This is a genomic window from Microvirga terricola (genome assembly GCF_011777495.1).
GTDB classification, from domain to species: Bacteria; Pseudomonadota; Alphaproteobacteria; order Rhizobiales; family Beijerinckiaceae; genus Microvirga; species Microvirga terricola.
Map to the genome: position 1 here is coordinate 428,049 of NZ_JAATJS010000002.1, position 13,076 is coordinate 441,124.

The 13,076-nt window shown below is 63.5% G+C and carries 16 protein-coding genes; 6 read left to right on the top strand and 10 right to left on the bottom strand.

Features of this window, described 5'->3' with window-relative positions:
• Positions 1-42: 42 nt before the first annotated feature.
• The 9 genes from nfi to HB375_RS06440 form a co-directional block, all read right to left on the bottom strand.
• Positions 43-711, bottom strand: a complete 669-nt coding sequence (gene nfi, locus HB375_RS06400) for a deoxyribonuclease V (protein WP_167672141.1) — start codon at positions 709-711, stop codon at positions 43-45.
• A 72-nt stretch (positions 712-783) separates the two neighbouring features.
• Positions 784-963 carry a hypothetical protein gene (locus HB375_RS06405; RefSeq protein ID WP_167672142.1) on the bottom strand — a complete coding sequence of 60 codons (180 nt, stop codon included), beginning with the start codon at positions 961-963 and terminating at the stop codon, positions 784-786.
• 73 nt (positions 964-1,036) lie between these two features.
• Positions 1,037-2,134: a redox-regulated ATPase YchF gene (gene ychF, locus HB375_RS06410; protein WP_167672143.1), complete on the bottom strand. Its 1,098-nt coding sequence runs from the start codon at positions 2,132-2,134 to the stop codon at positions 1,037-1,039.
• 4 nt (positions 2,135-2,138) lie between these two features.
• Positions 2,139-2,762: an aminoacyl-tRNA hydrolase gene (gene pth, locus HB375_RS06415; RefSeq protein ID WP_167672144.1), complete on the bottom strand. Its 624-nt coding sequence runs from the start codon at positions 2,760-2,762 to the stop codon at positions 2,139-2,141.
• A 5-nt stretch (positions 2,763-2,767) separates the two neighbouring features.
• Positions 2,768-3,190, bottom strand: a complete 423-nt coding sequence (locus HB375_RS06420) for a hypothetical protein (protein WP_167672145.1) — start codon at positions 3,188-3,190, stop codon at positions 2,768-2,770.
• A 96-nt stretch (positions 3,191-3,286) separates the two neighbouring features.
• Complete coding sequence (locus HB375_RS06425) at positions 3,287-3,907, bottom strand: 50S ribosomal protein L25/general stress protein Ctc (RefSeq protein WP_167672146.1); 621 nt, start codon at positions 3,905-3,907, stop codon at positions 3,287-3,289.
• A gap of 311 nt (positions 3,908-4,218) precedes the next feature.
• Positions 4,219-5,151, bottom strand: a complete 933-nt coding sequence (locus HB375_RS06430; RefSeq protein ID WP_167672147.1) for a ribose-phosphate pyrophosphokinase — start codon at positions 5,149-5,151, stop codon at positions 4,219-4,221.
• A gap of 153 nt (positions 5,152-5,304) precedes the next feature.
• Positions 5,305-5,817 (bottom strand): hypothetical protein, encoded by a 513-nt coding sequence (locus HB375_RS06435; RefSeq protein WP_167672148.1) that lies wholly within the window; start codon positions 5,815-5,817, stop codon positions 5,305-5,307.
• 66 nt (positions 5,818-5,883) lie between these two features.
• Complete coding sequence (locus tag HB375_RS06440) at positions 5,884-7,044, bottom strand: benzoate/H(+) symporter BenE family transporter (protein ID WP_167672149.1); 1,161 nt, start codon at positions 7,042-7,044, stop codon at positions 5,884-5,886.
• 115 nt (positions 7,045-7,159) lie between these two features.
• Between HB375_RS06440 and uvrC the strand changes: the two genes are divergently transcribed.
• From uvrC to HB375_RS06460, 4 genes are all read left to right on the top strand, one after another.
• Positions 7,160-9,307: an excinuclease ABC subunit UvrC gene (gene uvrC, locus HB375_RS06445; RefSeq protein WP_167672150.1), complete on the top strand. Its 2,148-nt coding sequence runs from the start codon at positions 7,160-7,162 to the stop codon at positions 9,305-9,307.
• Positions 9,308-9,403: 96 nt separating this feature from the next.
• On the top strand, positions 9,404-10,000 hold the full coding sequence (gene pgsA / locus HB375_RS06450; RefSeq protein ID WP_167672151.1) for a CDP-diacylglycerol--glycerol-3-phosphate 3-phosphatidyltransferase: 597 nt from the start codon (positions 9,404-9,406) through the stop codon (positions 9,998-10,000).
• Between the two features lie 7 nt (positions 10,001-10,007).
• Positions 10,008-10,259: a molybdopterin converting factor subunit 1 gene (gene moaD, locus HB375_RS06455; protein ID WP_167672152.1), complete on the top strand. Its 252-nt coding sequence runs from the start codon at positions 10,008-10,010 to the stop codon at positions 10,257-10,259.
• A 15-nt stretch (positions 10,260-10,274) separates the two neighbouring features.
• Positions 10,275-10,730 (top strand): molybdenum cofactor biosynthesis protein MoaE, encoded by a 456-nt coding sequence (locus HB375_RS06460; protein WP_167672153.1) that lies wholly within the window; start codon positions 10,275-10,277, stop codon positions 10,728-10,730.
• Here the strand turns inward: HB375_RS06460 and HB375_RS06465 are convergent.
• Positions 10,727-11,296, bottom strand: coding sequence for a GNAT family N-acetyltransferase (locus HB375_RS06465; protein ID WP_167672154.1), 570 nt, complete (start codon positions 11,294-11,296; stop codon positions 10,727-10,729). The genes HB375_RS06460 and HB375_RS06465 overlap by 4 nt on opposite strands.
• A gap of 92 nt (positions 11,297-11,388) precedes the next feature.
• Between HB375_RS06465 and HB375_RS06470 the strand changes: the two genes are divergently transcribed.
• On the top strand, positions 11,389-11,637 hold the full coding sequence (locus tag HB375_RS06470; protein ID WP_167672155.1) for a hypothetical protein: 249 nt from the start codon (positions 11,389-11,391) through the stop codon (positions 11,635-11,637).
• Between the two features lie 499 nt (positions 11,638-12,136).
• Positions 12,137-13,057: an extensin-like domain-containing protein gene (locus tag HB375_RS06475; RefSeq protein WP_246728370.1), complete on the top strand. Its 921-nt coding sequence runs from the start codon at positions 12,137-12,139 to the stop codon at positions 13,055-13,057.
• Positions 13,058-13,076: the final 19 nt, after the last annotated feature.

Consider the following 13,076-nt stretch of genomic DNA (forward strand, 5'->3'; position numbering starts at 1 on the left):
TCTGTCTGGGCGGGAGGCGGCGCGAAGTGGTCCGCGCTCTCTTCAAAGAGAAAACTGTCCGGCGGCGTTGTGCGCCAGACGGATCGGCTCGGGCAATCGGTATTTAGGCGAACATTGCAGGACGAGCGCCGCCGCGCTCGGAATGTCGGCGAGATGGCCCGGCGAGATAAACATGGGGTTCTTGGCGGTGCGGGTGCGCAAGGCGACGCCGATGGTCTCTTCCTTATGGATCAGGGCCGCGGACGTTCCCTTCTCCTGCCCAAGTGCTTCGTAGCTCCCGCAGAGAAGCGACTTGCCGCAGCCGATTGTCGGACGCTGCAGCCACAGGCCCATGTGACTGGCGATGCCGATGCGGCGAGGATGGGCGATGCCCATGCCGTCGAACAGAAACACGTCCGGGTTGCTGCGCAGCTTCTCGAAAGCTTTCTGAAGCACCGGCCCTTCGCGAAAGCTCAACAGGCCGGGAATGTAAGGGAAAGGCGTCGGCAGCGCGGCGAGCACCGTTTCAACGGGTTCGAAATCCGGAAAGGTCACGACCACCACTGCGGCCTGGGACCGGTTGTTGCGCACGCTGACGTCGACGCCGGCGACGAGCCGCACCGTGTGGATATCGATGGCTAGGTCGGAGACGACTTCCGATCGCAATTCTTTCTGAAGGGCGATGGCCTCAGAGGGGGACAAATTCCATGAATGGCGTGCATGGATCTGCATGGGCGAGTTCAATTCCCCCGACCCGCCGGCAGACCGGCAGGCCCATCCCGCCACGCGAACGACAGCTTCACTTTACCGACGCCCCTTCCACCCGGTCTCGTCCGAGCCATGCTTGGCGAAAAGGGCATGGAACGCGGTGAACGCGAGGAAGCAGGCCACCAGAAGGGCAATCAGAAGCTCGCCGCTTCCGGGCCCCGGTGACACAAGGGCGCCGCCAACCGTGTAGGCGACATCTTCAAGCGAATCCTGCATGGATCGACTCCTCCATGCAGCAGAAACGCATAACCGATCTGAACGTGTCGCGAAGCTTCCGTTCACAAATCCGTTAGTTTGCGAAGCGGAAGTGCAGCACGTCGCCGTCCTGGACCGTGTATTCCTTGCCTTCAAGGCGAAGCTTGCCGGCTTCGCGGGCTCCGGCCTCGCCCTTCAGGGACACGTAGTCGCCAAAAGCGATCGTCTCCGCGCGGATGAAGCCCTTTTCGAAGTCCGTGTGAATGACGCCGGCGGCCTGCGGCGCGCGGGTGCCTTGGGTGATGGTCCAGGCGCGCGCTTCCTTCGGGCCAACGGTGAAATAGGTGATGAGGCCGAGGAGCTCATAGCCCGCGCGGATGACGCGGTTGAGGCCCGGCTCTGCAAGCCCGATGGCGTCGAGATAGTCCTTCTGCTCGTCGGGCGCGAGAACGGCGATCTCGCTCTCGATCTTGGCGGAGACGACGACGGCCTTGGCACCTTCCTGTTTCGCGCGCTCGAACACCTTGGCGGAGAAGGCATTGCCCTGGTCGGCCGAAGTCTCTTCGACGTTGCAGACGTAGAGCACCGGCTTCGAGGTCAGAAGGCCGAGCATCTGGAACAGGCGCTCTTCCTCGGGCTTGCGCTCGACGGCGCGGGCGGGCTTGCCATCGCGCAGCAGGACGAGCGAGCGGTTGACGAGGTCGAGGGTTTCCTTCGCTTCCTTGTCGTTGCCCTTGGCCTTCTTCTCGAGCGCGGTGATGCGCTTCTCGAGGCTATCGAGATCGGCCAGCATCAGCTCGGTTTCGATGATGTCGATATCGGCCAGCGGGTCGATCTTGCCTTCGACGTGGGTGATGTCCGTGTCCTCGAAGCAGCGCACCACGTGAGCGACCGCATCGACCTCGCGGATGTTCGCGAGGAACTGGTTGCCGAGGCCCTCGCCCTTGGACGCGCCGCGCACCAGGCCCGCGATGTCCACGAAGGTGAGGCGGGTCGGGATGATCTGCTGCGAGCCGGCGATGCCGGAAAGCTTTTCAAGGCGGTCATCGGGAACGGCCACGTCGCCCACGTTCGGCTCGATGGTGCAGAATGGATAGTTCGCCGCCTGCGCGGCTGCCGTTTGCGTCAGCGCATTGAAGAGGGTGGACTTGCCCACGTTCGGCAGACCGACGATGCCCATCTTGAAGCCCATGGCCTTACTCCTTGTTGCTTTCGGCCTTTTCACCGGGCCGTTTCACGTCCGTCCAGCCTCTCGCCTCCATGGCGAGGTGGACCTTGTTCTGAAAGCTCGCATCCTCGCCCTGGGCGAGAAGCGGCGCGCCGTCGGCGATGGCGCGGGTCAGATCATCGACCCAGGGCGCCTCCGCCTTGCCGAAATCGCCCAGCACCCAGCCGTGCACGAGGTGCTTGTGCCCCGGATGGCCGATGCCGAGCCGGACCCGGCGATAATCGTTGCCGCAATGGGCGGTGATCGACCGCAGGCCGTTATGGCCCGCATTGCCGCCGCCGACCTTCACCCGAAGCTTGGCGGGCGGGAGATCGAGCTCGTCGTAAAAGACGGTCACGTCCGCAAGCGGGATCTTGAAGAAGCGCTGCGCTTCCGCCACCGCGCGGCCGGACTCGTTCATGTAGGTCTGCGGCTTGATGAGCAGCACCTTTTCGCCGCCGATCATCGCTTCCGCCGTCTCGCCCTGGAACCGGCTGCGCCACGGAGCGGCGCGATGAACGCGCGCGATCTCATCCACGGCCATGAAGCCGATATTGTGGCGGTTTCCGGCATATCGGGCGCCCGGATTACCCAGGCCGACGAAGAGGCGCATGTCTATTATGTGTTCCCCTGCGATCGCCTTTCCTCGCGCTCGATCGTCAGCGGATCTGAGCCGAGGGTCTCGCGAGCAATCTTCATGGCGATGAGATAGGTGAGGTTGTTAGGCTTCCCTCTCAGGTGCTTTTTCCAGTCCACTGGGTGTATGACTTTCACCTCAATTGCGGCTAGGTCGAGCACGGCCTCAGGCTCCCGGGGAACTTCAAAACAGGCAAAGGCCGAGCCATTGACGAGGATACTGTAAAAATCTTCACCCTGGTCCGGCGTCCAGCCCACGACCATGGCGGATCGAAGATCTCCAAATGTTCTCGTCAGCAACGTTCTGAGCAATTGCTGATCCGGATCATTGAGAAGCGACGATTGCGACGCCCGCAGTTGGGCCTCGATCTCTCGCTCCATTCTGCTCCCGATCAGCTTCATCACCAGAGCCCGATCTCAGTGCGGTCATAAGAAACGCTCCGGCCTTGCGGTCGGAGCGTTAAAGCCGTTTCGATGGGCGTAATCGCCCGGTTCGAAAACTTAAGCCTTGGCCGGAGCCGCCGCTTCAGCCGCCGGAGCCGCAGCCTCTTCCTTCATGCCCGACGGGGCAACGACGGTGACGAGGGTGACGTTCTCAGCGGAAACCGACTTCACGCCCTTCGGCAGCTTGATGTCCGACAGGTGGACCGAGGTGCCGATGTCGAGATCGGCGACCGAGGCCTCGATGAAGTCCGGGATCGCGTCGGACGGAACGAGCAGTTCCACCGAGTGCTCGACGATCTGCAGCGTGCCGCCGCGCTTCACGCCCGGGCACTTGTCCTGGCCGACGACGTGCACCGGCACGACGACCTTGATCGCCTGGCCCTTGGCAAGACGCAGGAAATCGACGTGGACCGGGAAGTCTCGGACCGGGTCGAGCTGGTAGTCGCGCGGAATGGCGCGGGTCTTCTTACCGTTCACGTCGATCTCGAAGATCGTGGTGAGGAAGTGGCCGGCGAAGATCAGCTGCTTGGTCTGGTTGAAGTCGAGAGCAATCGCCTCGGCGGCCTGGCCGCCTCCATAGATGACGGCAGGAACTTGGCCTTGGCGACGAACGGCCCGGGCGGCCCCCTTGCCGGCCCGGTCGCGCGCCACGGCCGTGATTTGCTTAATTTCGCTCATGGTCGTGGTCCTTAAATCAGGTTGCTAAAAACCGAAGGCCGCCTGAAGGCGGCCACGGCTTGCGCCCGTGCCTCCAAGGGTGTCGAGCGGGCGCGAGGCGGCTTATAGAGAAAGCGGGCTGCAATTGCAAGGAATGGCGGGCCTCCCATCCTGAGGAGCGCTCGGCGTTGGGCTCAGAAGCACCTAGGGCGCTCCTCACCTCTCCCGTGTGGGAGACGTCGAGCGGATCTTGGGCCTCACGCGCCACGTCCCGAAAGCAAAATGGCCGGAACGAGCCCGGCCATGACACCTTTGGAACAGTGACGCCTGTCTTAGTCGAACAGGCTCGACACCGAGCTTTCCGTCGCGGTGCGGCCGATGGCTTCGCCGATCAGCGGGGCGATGCCGATGGCGCGGATGTTGTGGGCGACCTTCACGGCTTCCGTCGGCATGATGGAATCGGTGATCACCAGTTCCTTCAGGCGGGAATTGGCGATGCGGGAGACCGCGCCGCCGGAAAGCACGCCGTGGGTGATGTAGGCGTAGACCTCCTTCGCGCCGTTGGCGAGGAGGGCATCGGCGGCGTTCACCAGGGTGCCGCCGGAATCCACGATGTCGTCGAGCAGGATGCAGGACCGGCCTTCGACATCGCCGATGATGTTCATGACTTCCGACTCACCAGGGCGCTCGCGGCGCTTGTCGACGATGGCGAGCGGCGCGTCGATGCGCTTGGCGAGCGAGCGGGCGCGCACCACGCCGCCGACGTCGGGCGAGACCACCATGTGGTTGCGGCCGTCGAGCCGCTCCTTGATGTCGCGCGCCATGAGCGGCACGCTGAACAGGTTGTCGGTCGGGATGTCGAAGAAACCCTGGATCTGCCCGGCATGGAGATCGAGCGTCAGCACGCGGTCGGCGCCGGCATTGGTGATGAGGTTCGCCACGAGCTTGGCCGAGATCGGCGTGCGGCCCGAGGTGCGCCGGTCCTGGCGGGCATAGCCGAAATACGGGAGCACCGCCGTGATGCGGCGCGCCGAGGAGCGGCGCAGCGCGTCGATGATGATCAAAAGCTCCATCAGGTGGTCGTTCGCGGGGTACGAGGTCGACTGGATGACGAACACGTCTTCGCCGCGCACGTTCTCCTGAATCTCGACGAACACTTCCATGTCCGCAAAGCGCTTCACCTGGCATTTGGCGAGCGGCACATTGAGATAGGCGGAGATGGCCTCCGCCAGCGGACGATTGGAATTTCCCGCAACGAGCTTCATGACGGCTTCTTTGTCTCTGTGTGACCTGAGGAGCTCGCCGCGTCACGTTGTTGCCCCTGCGCGGCAAGGCGCTTGGGTCTTAGCAGCGATAAGAAACCGTCACAATATGCGAGAGGCCGCAGATGTGCGGCATTCTCGACTTGTTCAAGGGCGTTACTGCGCCGCAACAGGCGCAGGCTCGGACGCAGCATTCGCGGTCTGGAACGGTGTCTCGGCCTTGGCCGCCGCCAGGAACTCGGCGATCTCGTCCATGCTGGCGCCCGCGAGCTTGGCGAGCGTTTCCTTGTCGAGAGACGAGATGGAGGCGACCCGCAAGGGGCTCGTGCCCGCGAGGCGCTTCGCGCGGCGCTTCTCCGAATCGAAGACGTCCCACACGTAGGAGACCTTCGTCTCGCCGTCCTCAACCTCGGTCGAGATGTAGCCGCGCACGCGATAGCGCGCCTGGGAACTCGCGCCGACAAGCTCGACCTTGCGGTCGGTGGCGGCGGTGGACAGCTCTGCCATGAGCGCCGTCTTCATGGGGGCCGGCGCGCCGTCGATGCTCTCGAGCGCAATGGGCACGCCCTCGGGCGACCCACTCAAGCTGCCGCTCGAGCCGTTGCAGGCTCCCAGAGCGGCCATCATCATCACGGCGGTAATGCGTCCCACATGCTTTGCAGCAGCCATGGAATCTCCCTTAACTGTTACTCACGTTAACGGGATTTTAAGCTTAAGCGGCCCCCGACGTCCAGCTCAGACCCCTTTACGGGCAAAAACCATAAGAGATTCAAGGGTGAGCGCGATCAGCCCCGCGACCAGCCCCCAGAACGCGGAGCCGATGCCGAAGAGGGTGAGTCCCGAAGCCGTGACCACCAAAGTCAGCACCGCCGGAAAGCGCTTTTGCTCGTCCGCAAGGGCGGAGGTCAGCGCCCCCAGAAACGCGCCGATGAGCGCCAGCCCCGCCACTGTCTTGATGAGCGCGGCGGGCAGGGCCGCGATCAGGCCGATCAGGGCGGCGCTGAAAGCAGCGAAGATCAGGTAGGTCGCGGCATAGAACGGGCCGACCTGCCAGCGCTTGGCGGGGTCGGGATGCGTATCCAGCCCGGTGCAGATCGCTGCCGAGATCGCCGCGAGATTGCTCGTATGCGCGCCGAAAAGGGCGGTGACGATCGAGGAGAGGCCGGTGACGGCGAGAATCGGTCGGGTCGGCGGCGAATAGCCGGACGCGCGCAGCACCGCGAAGCCCGGCAGGTTCTGGGAGGCCATGGTGACGAGAAAGAGCGGCAGGCCCAGGCCGATCAGCGCGGTCGGCTCGAAGGCCGGTGTGATGAAGGTCAGCGACGAGAGGCTGAAATCCGCCGCAAGCGGCTGCGCATGACCGCCGCCGAGGGCGAGCCCCAAGCCGACAAAGAGCACGGCCAACACCGCAAGCGCGGGATTGAACAAACGCACCACCAAAAACACCGCGACGAGGGGCAGGACGAGGCTTGGTGCCGTCTGCGCGCTCTCGAACACCGCCGTCACGAAACGGATGAGCACGCCTGCCAGCATCGCGGCGGCGATGGAGGAGGGGATGCGCTCGATCAGGCGTCCGAACGGCTTGACGAAGGCGGCGAGCACGATGAGTCCGCCGGCTAGCAGGAAGGAGCCGACCGCAGCATGAATCGAGATGCCGGTCGACGCCGCAATCAGCGCCGCGCCAGGTGTCGACCAGGCGGTGACGACGGGGATCCGGTAGCGCACGCTCAAAATGCCGCTGGTCGCCGCCATGCTGAGGCAGAGGGCCGCCACCCATGAGGTCGTCTGCGCCGCATCCGCTCCCACGGCCTGAGCAGCCGCAATGATGATCGCGATGGTGCTGCCGAAGCCCACAAGGGCCGCAACGACGGCGGACGTGACGATCGACAGGCGCATGGTGAGGGGGGCTCCGGTGAGGAGGGCGAGCTTAGCGGTTTAGACCGAAACGATGTGGCAAGGCTAGTTCGCGGCCGCTCTTCCCTGCGAAGCCGGGACCTCTTAAATCTGGCCCATGAGTCGCAACACCACCAATGATGTGCCGCCGGATATTCTAGGCGACGACGAGGATGAGGATCTCGTTGCCGTCGAGAGCGGGTCGGATGTCGAGTTCGATCTGGAGGCCCATCCCGGCTCGGTCACGCGCGGGACAGAGGTCATCAAGCACTTTTGGGCCACCTTGCCGCAGGCGCCGGGCGTGTATCGCATGCTCGATGGCAAGGGCGACGTGCTCTATGTGGGCAAGGCGAAAAGCCTGAAGGCCCGCGTCGGGTCTTATGCGCGCGGTCAGGTGCATTCCAACCGCATCGCCCGCATGGTTGCCGAGACGACCTCCATGGAGTTCGTCACCACGGCGACGGAGACCGAGGCGCTGCTGCTGGAAGCGAACCTCATCAAGCAGCTTAAACCCCGCTACAACGTGCTGCTGCGGGACGACAAGTCGCTCCCCTACATTCTGCTCACCGCCGATCATGAGGCGCCGCAGCTCGTGAAGCATCGCGGCGCGCGCAAGCGTAAAGGGGATTACTACGGCCCCTTCGCCAGCGTGTGGGCGGTGAACCGCACCATCAACGCATTGCAGCGCGCATTCCTTCTGCGCTCGTGCAACGACAGCTATTATGAGAACCGCACGCGCCCCTGCCTGCTGTTCCAAATCAAGCGCTGCTCCGGCCCCTGCACCAAGGAAATTTCCGTCGACGATTACGCTGAACTCGCGGCGGAGGCGCGGGCGTTTCTGTCGGGCAAGTCGAATGCGGTGAAGGCACACATTACGCAGGAAATGCAGGAAGCGGCGGAGATGCTCGAATTCGAGCGCGCGGCGCGCTGCCGCGACAGGCTCGCGGCGTTATCTGCCATTCAGGGCGTGCAGGGCATCAACACACAATCCGTGGAAGAGGCAGATGTGTTCGCCATCGACGAACAGGCCGGACAGTTCTGCGTGGAGGTGTTCTTCTTCCGCAACTGGCAGAACTGGGGCAACCGCGCGTACTTCCCGAAGGCCGACAAGACGATGACGCCCGGCGAGGTTCTGACATCGTTCCTCGCGCAGTTCTATGACGACAAACCCGCGCCGCGCCTCGTGCTGCTCTCGCACCAGATCGACGAGCCCGAGTTGATGGCGGAGGCTTTGTCCACACGCACGGAATCGAAGGTCGAGATCGTCACGCCGCAGCGCGGCGAGCGGCGCCAGCTCATCGATTACGTGATGCGCAACGCCAAGGAGGCGCTGGGACGCAGGCTGGCGGACACGGCTTCGCAGCAGAAGCTTCTGGTGTCGCTCGGCCAAGCCTTCGGATTGGAGAAAACGCCGCGTCGTGTGGAGGTCTATGACAACTCGCACATCATGGGCACGAACGCGGTAGGCGCGATGATCGTGGCGGGTGCGAACGGCTTCATGAAGCAGCATTACCGCACGTTCAACATGAAGTCGGAGGATCTCAAGCCCGGCGACGATTACGGCATGATGCGAGAGATGCTGCAGCGGCGCTTCGCGCGCTTGGTGAAGGAGGAGCCGCGGTCTCCCTCTGACGCTATCGCCAACTCCCTCCTCCTTGTGGGGAGGGCTGGGGAGGGGGTGTCAGCGCCGGTCTCAGAAGATGTTGGCGCCAACACCCCCACCTCCAACTCCTCCCCACAAGGAGGAGGAAGAGGGTTGTCCGGTGCGGGCGACGAAGGGCCTGAACCTCCCGATGACAGCTTCCCCTCCTGGCCCGATCTCGTCCTCATCGACGGCGGCAAGGGGCAGCTGGAGGCGGCCCGTCAGGCGCTGGCGGAAGTCGGCGTTGGGGAGAACGACGTGGCGCTCGTCGGCATTGCCAAGGGGCGGGACCGGGATGCGGGGCGCGAGACCTTTTTCCGGCACGGCCGGCCGACCTTCAAGCTGCCGCCGCGCGACCCGGCGCTCTATTTCGTCCAGCGGCTGCGTGACGAGGCTCACCGCTTCGCTATCGGGACGCACCGCGCCAAGCGCAAGCGCGAGATGGTGAAAAACCCGCTCGACGAGATTGCCGGCATCGGCCCGACGCGCAAGCGCGCGCTGCTCCATCATTTCGGAACCGTGAAGGCCATCCAGCGCGCTGCGCTGGAAGACCTTATGAAAGCGCCGGGTGTGAACGCGGCGACCGCCAAGGCGGTCTATGAGTTCTTCCACGAACGGGGGTAGGCCTCGCTTGCCAAGGCGGGACAATCCCTCCACGTAACCGGGATGTGACCCGACTCCGGTTGACGGAGGGACCGCCGACATGTTTCCTGCCCGCTTATGAGCATCGCACCATCCATGCGCCGATCCAAAGCCTTCAATCTCGCCAATCTGCTGACCTATGGCCGGCTTGTGGCAGTGCCTGTCGTCGTCGGATTGTTGTTCTGGCCGGAAGATCACTGGTCGCGGTGGGCGGCGCTGGCCATCTTCGCACTGGCGGCCGTTACGGATTATCTCGACGGCTACATCGCCCGCGCCTATGCGCAGCAATCGTCCCTGGGACGCATGCTCGACCCCATTGCGGACAAGCTTCTGGTCGCAGCCTGCCTCCTCATGCTCGTGGCCGACAAGACCATTCAGGGTTGGGCTCTGTGGGCGGCCATCGTCATCCTCTGTCGCGAAATCCTGGTGTCGGGCCTGCGGGAATTTCTGGCCGAGTTGAAAGTCAGCGTGCCGGTGAGCAAGGTCGCCAAGTGGAAGACGACGTTGCAGCTTCTCGCCGTCGGTTTTCTGATCGCAGGTCCTGCGGGCGAGACGGTGCTGCCTCACACGGTGCTCATCGGCACGATCCTGCTGTGGGCCTCCGCCATCCTGACCATCTATACCGGCTGGGATTATCTCAAGACCGGCATTCATCACCTGATGGACGAGGAATAGCGCTCTCATGAAGCTCGTCTATTTCGCCTGGGTGCGCGAGCGGGTCGGCAAGACGGACGAGGATGTGGAATTGCCTACGAGCGTCTCCACTGTCGCCGATCTCGTGCGCTGGCTCAAAGGCCGGGGCGAGGAATATGAATACGCCTTCGAGAATGAAGGCATCGTCCGCGCCGCCATCGACCATGTGCATGTCAAGCCGGAAGCCTCGGTGTTGCAGGCGCGCGAGGTTGCGTTCTTCCCGCCCATGACGGGCGGCTAAGCCGGGCAGGGGCCTATGGCCGTCACCATCCGCATCCAGACAGAGCATTTCGATGTCACCGCCGAAACCGCGAGGCTGACGGCTGGGCGCGCGGATATCGGCGCCGTTGTCGCCTTTACGGGCTTGTGCCGCGATGAAGGCGGGCGGCTATCTGCGCTCGAACTGGAACATTATCCGGGAATGGCGGAAGCGGAGATGTCCCGCATCGCGACAGAGGCGCAGGAGCGCTGGCCGTTGATGGGGCTGACGATCATTCACCGCTTCGGGATGATCGCGCCGCGGGAGGAGATCGTGCTGGTGCTCACCGCCTCCACCCATCGCCACGCCGCCTTCCATGCGGCAGAGTTTTTGATGGATTATCTCAAGACGCAGGCGCCGTTCTGGAAACGGGAACACCTGAAGGACGGGACGGTGGGAGAGTGGGTCCAGGCCAAAGGCGTGGACGATCTTGCCGCGGGGCGGTGGGTTTAGGATCGCCCAGTCGCGCGAATGCCATCCTCCAACCCCTCCAGCGACGACCAGTGATAAATCACAAGCGGCCATTCACGGCCGTCGACGGACGACGTGATGGATTTTAACTCCCGCCCGCCAATGAAGCTGTAAAAGCTCCGGAAGGGGCTTTGCTCGTATGCGGCGATGGTGATGGCGCCGGGCGCGCGCTCCTTCAGGTCTGAGATTGCCGACAACAGAAGCTGCCGCCCAACCCCTTGCCCCTGCGCCTCGGGCGTGACGTAGAGCAGCGTAATCTTGCTCGCCGCTCCCGTGTCGTCGCGGTCGCCGAGACGGGCCGCGACGAATCCGAGAACGGTGTCGGCGCGCTCGGCTACCAGAAGCAGGTCAACTGCCGGGTCGAAATCGCTCGACAGCCACTCCGTGATCTCGCCGGCTCGATAGACGGGATCGGCGCGCCGATGAAGCATCTCCTTCGGCATGAAGCCCGAATAGGCCTGCTGCCAGCCCGCAGCGAGAATCCGCGCGATGGCGGCGCTATCCGCCAGCGTCCCTAAACGGATATCAAGAGGAGAGGTGCGCTGCATAAGGGCTCCGGTGCATTCGTCGAACGGCTCCGCTTGACGTTATAGCAGCTTGGGAGGACCCTTCTACCGGGCTGGCGAAGCGGAGGTGCGTCATGCGCTACGTCGTCGTGTTGTCGGCCATGCTCGCCGGTGCTCCCGGCGCGGGTGCCGAGCCCGGTTCATTCCAGCTGGCTCAGGCGCCAAATCAACCCAACTGCCATTGCCGCGCAAACGGACAGCTCTTTGAGCTCGGCCAGAAAACGTGCCTCAAGACGGCGCGGGGGCCGCGGATCGCGCAATGCAGTATCGCGATCAACGTCACGAACTGGGAGTTCACGGAAACGCCGTGCCCTGAATCATGATTGCAGACGTCATCTAGAAAACGCCGATGACGATGGCGCCGATGAAGCCAAGCGAAACGCAGAAAGCCGCGATATGCAGTGTCGACGCGGAATAAGAACGGGACATCGGGTTCATGGCGTTCCCCTCTGTTCAGAGTTCCAGCTTAACAAACGGCGCAGGGCGCGAAAAGGTTCAGCTTGAACTCGCTCCACAGTGGAGGAATGTCGAATCGTGGAATTTACTTCTTAAGTGTTAAACGCTCGTTTCGTCTTAGAAGACGTCATCCTAAAGCTCCGTTCTTCAAGCGATTTTTCTTGAATCGTCGTGATGCAATTTTGTTTCTTCCGATTGCGAGGCTGACCTGATCTTCGCCGATGGAATCTATCCGCGCGCTTCGAGCCGCTGAAGGCGCGTTGACGCGATGTTTACGCAATCCGGATTAGGGTCCGGCCCATGCGTCGTGGGTTAGTTGCGGTTTTTGCCCTATCGCTTGTCGGATTTGGGCTTACGGGTTGCGGGTTGTTTCGGTTCGAACAACGCGAGCCTTGGCGCGCGCAAGCCGAACAGGCGTGCCTCTCTCAGCGTCTCGTGCAGCCTTCCGCCTACATGGCCCTGTCTTCGAAGATTGACGGGCCGGGCATCTGCGGCATGGATCACCCCTTCAAGGTCTCCGCCTTCACCAACGGCTCGGTGGGGTTGACCTCCAAGGTGACGCTCGCTTGCCCGATCATTCCGAGCATCGACACTTGGCTCGACGAGATCGTGAAGCCCGCGGCTGAACTGTATTTTGGCGTGCAGGTGGTCGACCTCAAAGCCGGGTCCTATTCCTGCCGGCCGCGCAACAACCAGCGGGGCGCGAAGCTCTCCGAGCACGCCTTCGGCAACGCCCTCGACATCATGGCCTTCGTTCTGACGGATGGCAGGGAAGTATCCGTGGTGAAGGGGTGGAAGAGCGGCGATCCGCGGGAGCAGGACTTTTTGCGCGAGGCGTTCGTCGGTGCCTGCCGCTACTTCACCACCGTGCTCGCGCCCGGGTCGGATCAGTTCCACTACGATCATCTGCACATCGATCTGGCGCGGCACGATCCGCGTGGCGAGCGGCGCATCTGCAAGCCGATCATCAAGTTCGCGGCGCGCATCGATCCTGATAAAGGCCGCGCTTTTGCGCAGGCGAAAATCCCGCAGCCGCCCGCCGCCGATCTGCCGCCCATCGACATGGAGGAGGATGTGCCGGAGCAGGACCTCGCCGCCGCTCTGCCGGGCTCTTCCGCGCCGTATGTCCCCAGCACGCCACCGCGTCCCTCCGTCGGTTTCCTGGCCGATCTGCCGCCGCCGGCACCCTATCGGCCGGTGCAGCAGCCTTTGGCGCAGACCTATGCCCCGCTACCCCTGCGGCGGCCGGCGGCGAACGAGCCGCTCGCGCTGAACGGGCTCTATTAATGCCCGCCGAACCTTGACC

What these genes read in the sequence shown, in the direction of transcription:
- HB375_RS06425 (WP_167672146.1), bottom strand. Translation starts at nt 3,907, where the DNA reads ATGAGCGAAATTAAGCAAATCACGGCCGTGGCGCGCGACCGGGCCGGC.
- HB375_RS06470 (WP_167672155.1), top strand. Translation starts at nt 11,389, where the DNA reads ATGCGCTACGTCGTCGTGTTGTCGGCCATGCTCGCCGGTGCTCCCGGC.
- pth (WP_167672144.1), bottom strand. Translation starts at nt 2,762, where the DNA reads ATGCGCCTCTTCGTCGGCCTGGGTAATCCGGGCGCCCGATATGCCGGA.
- HB375_RS06440 (WP_167672149.1), bottom strand. Translation starts at nt 7,044, where the DNA reads ATGCGCCTGTCGATCGTCACGTCCGCCGTCGTTGCGGCCCTTGTGGGC.
- HB375_RS06460 (WP_167672153.1), top strand. Translation starts at nt 10,275, where the DNA reads ATGGCCGTCACCATCCGCATCCAGACAGAGCATTTCGATGTCACCGCC.
- HB375_RS06405 (WP_167672142.1), bottom strand. Translation starts at nt 963, where the DNA reads ATGCAGGATTCGCTTGAAGATGTCGCCTACACGGTTGGCGGCGCCCTT.
- nfi (WP_167672141.1), bottom strand. Translation starts at nt 711, where the DNA reads ATGCAGATCCATGCACGCCATTCATGGAATTTGTCCCCCTCTGAGGCC.
- ychF (WP_167672143.1), bottom strand. Translation starts at nt 2,134, where the DNA reads ATGGGCTTCAAGATGGGCATCGTCGGTCTGCCGAACGTGGGCAAGTCC.
- HB375_RS06435 (WP_167672148.1), bottom strand. Translation starts at nt 5,817, where the DNA reads ATGGCTGCTGCAAAGCATGTGGGACGCATTACCGCCGTGATGATGATG.
- HB375_RS06465 (WP_167672154.1), bottom strand. Translation starts at nt 11,296, where the DNA reads ATGCAGCGCACCTCTCCTCTTGATATCCGTTTAGGGACGCTGGCGGAT.
- pgsA (WP_167672151.1), top strand. Translation starts at nt 9,404, where the DNA reads ATGAGCATCGCACCATCCATGCGCCGATCCAAAGCCTTCAATCTCGCC.
- uvrC (WP_167672150.1), top strand. Translation starts at nt 7,160, where the DNA reads ATGAGTCGCAACACCACCAATGATGTGCCGCCGGATATTCTAGGCGAC.
- HB375_RS06430 (WP_167672147.1), bottom strand. Translation starts at nt 5,151, where the DNA reads ATGAAGCTCGTTGCGGGAAATTCCAATCGTCCGCTGGCGGAGGCCATC.
- moaD (WP_167672152.1), top strand. Translation starts at nt 10,008, where the DNA reads ATGAAGCTCGTCTATTTCGCCTGGGTGCGCGAGCGGGTCGGCAAGACG.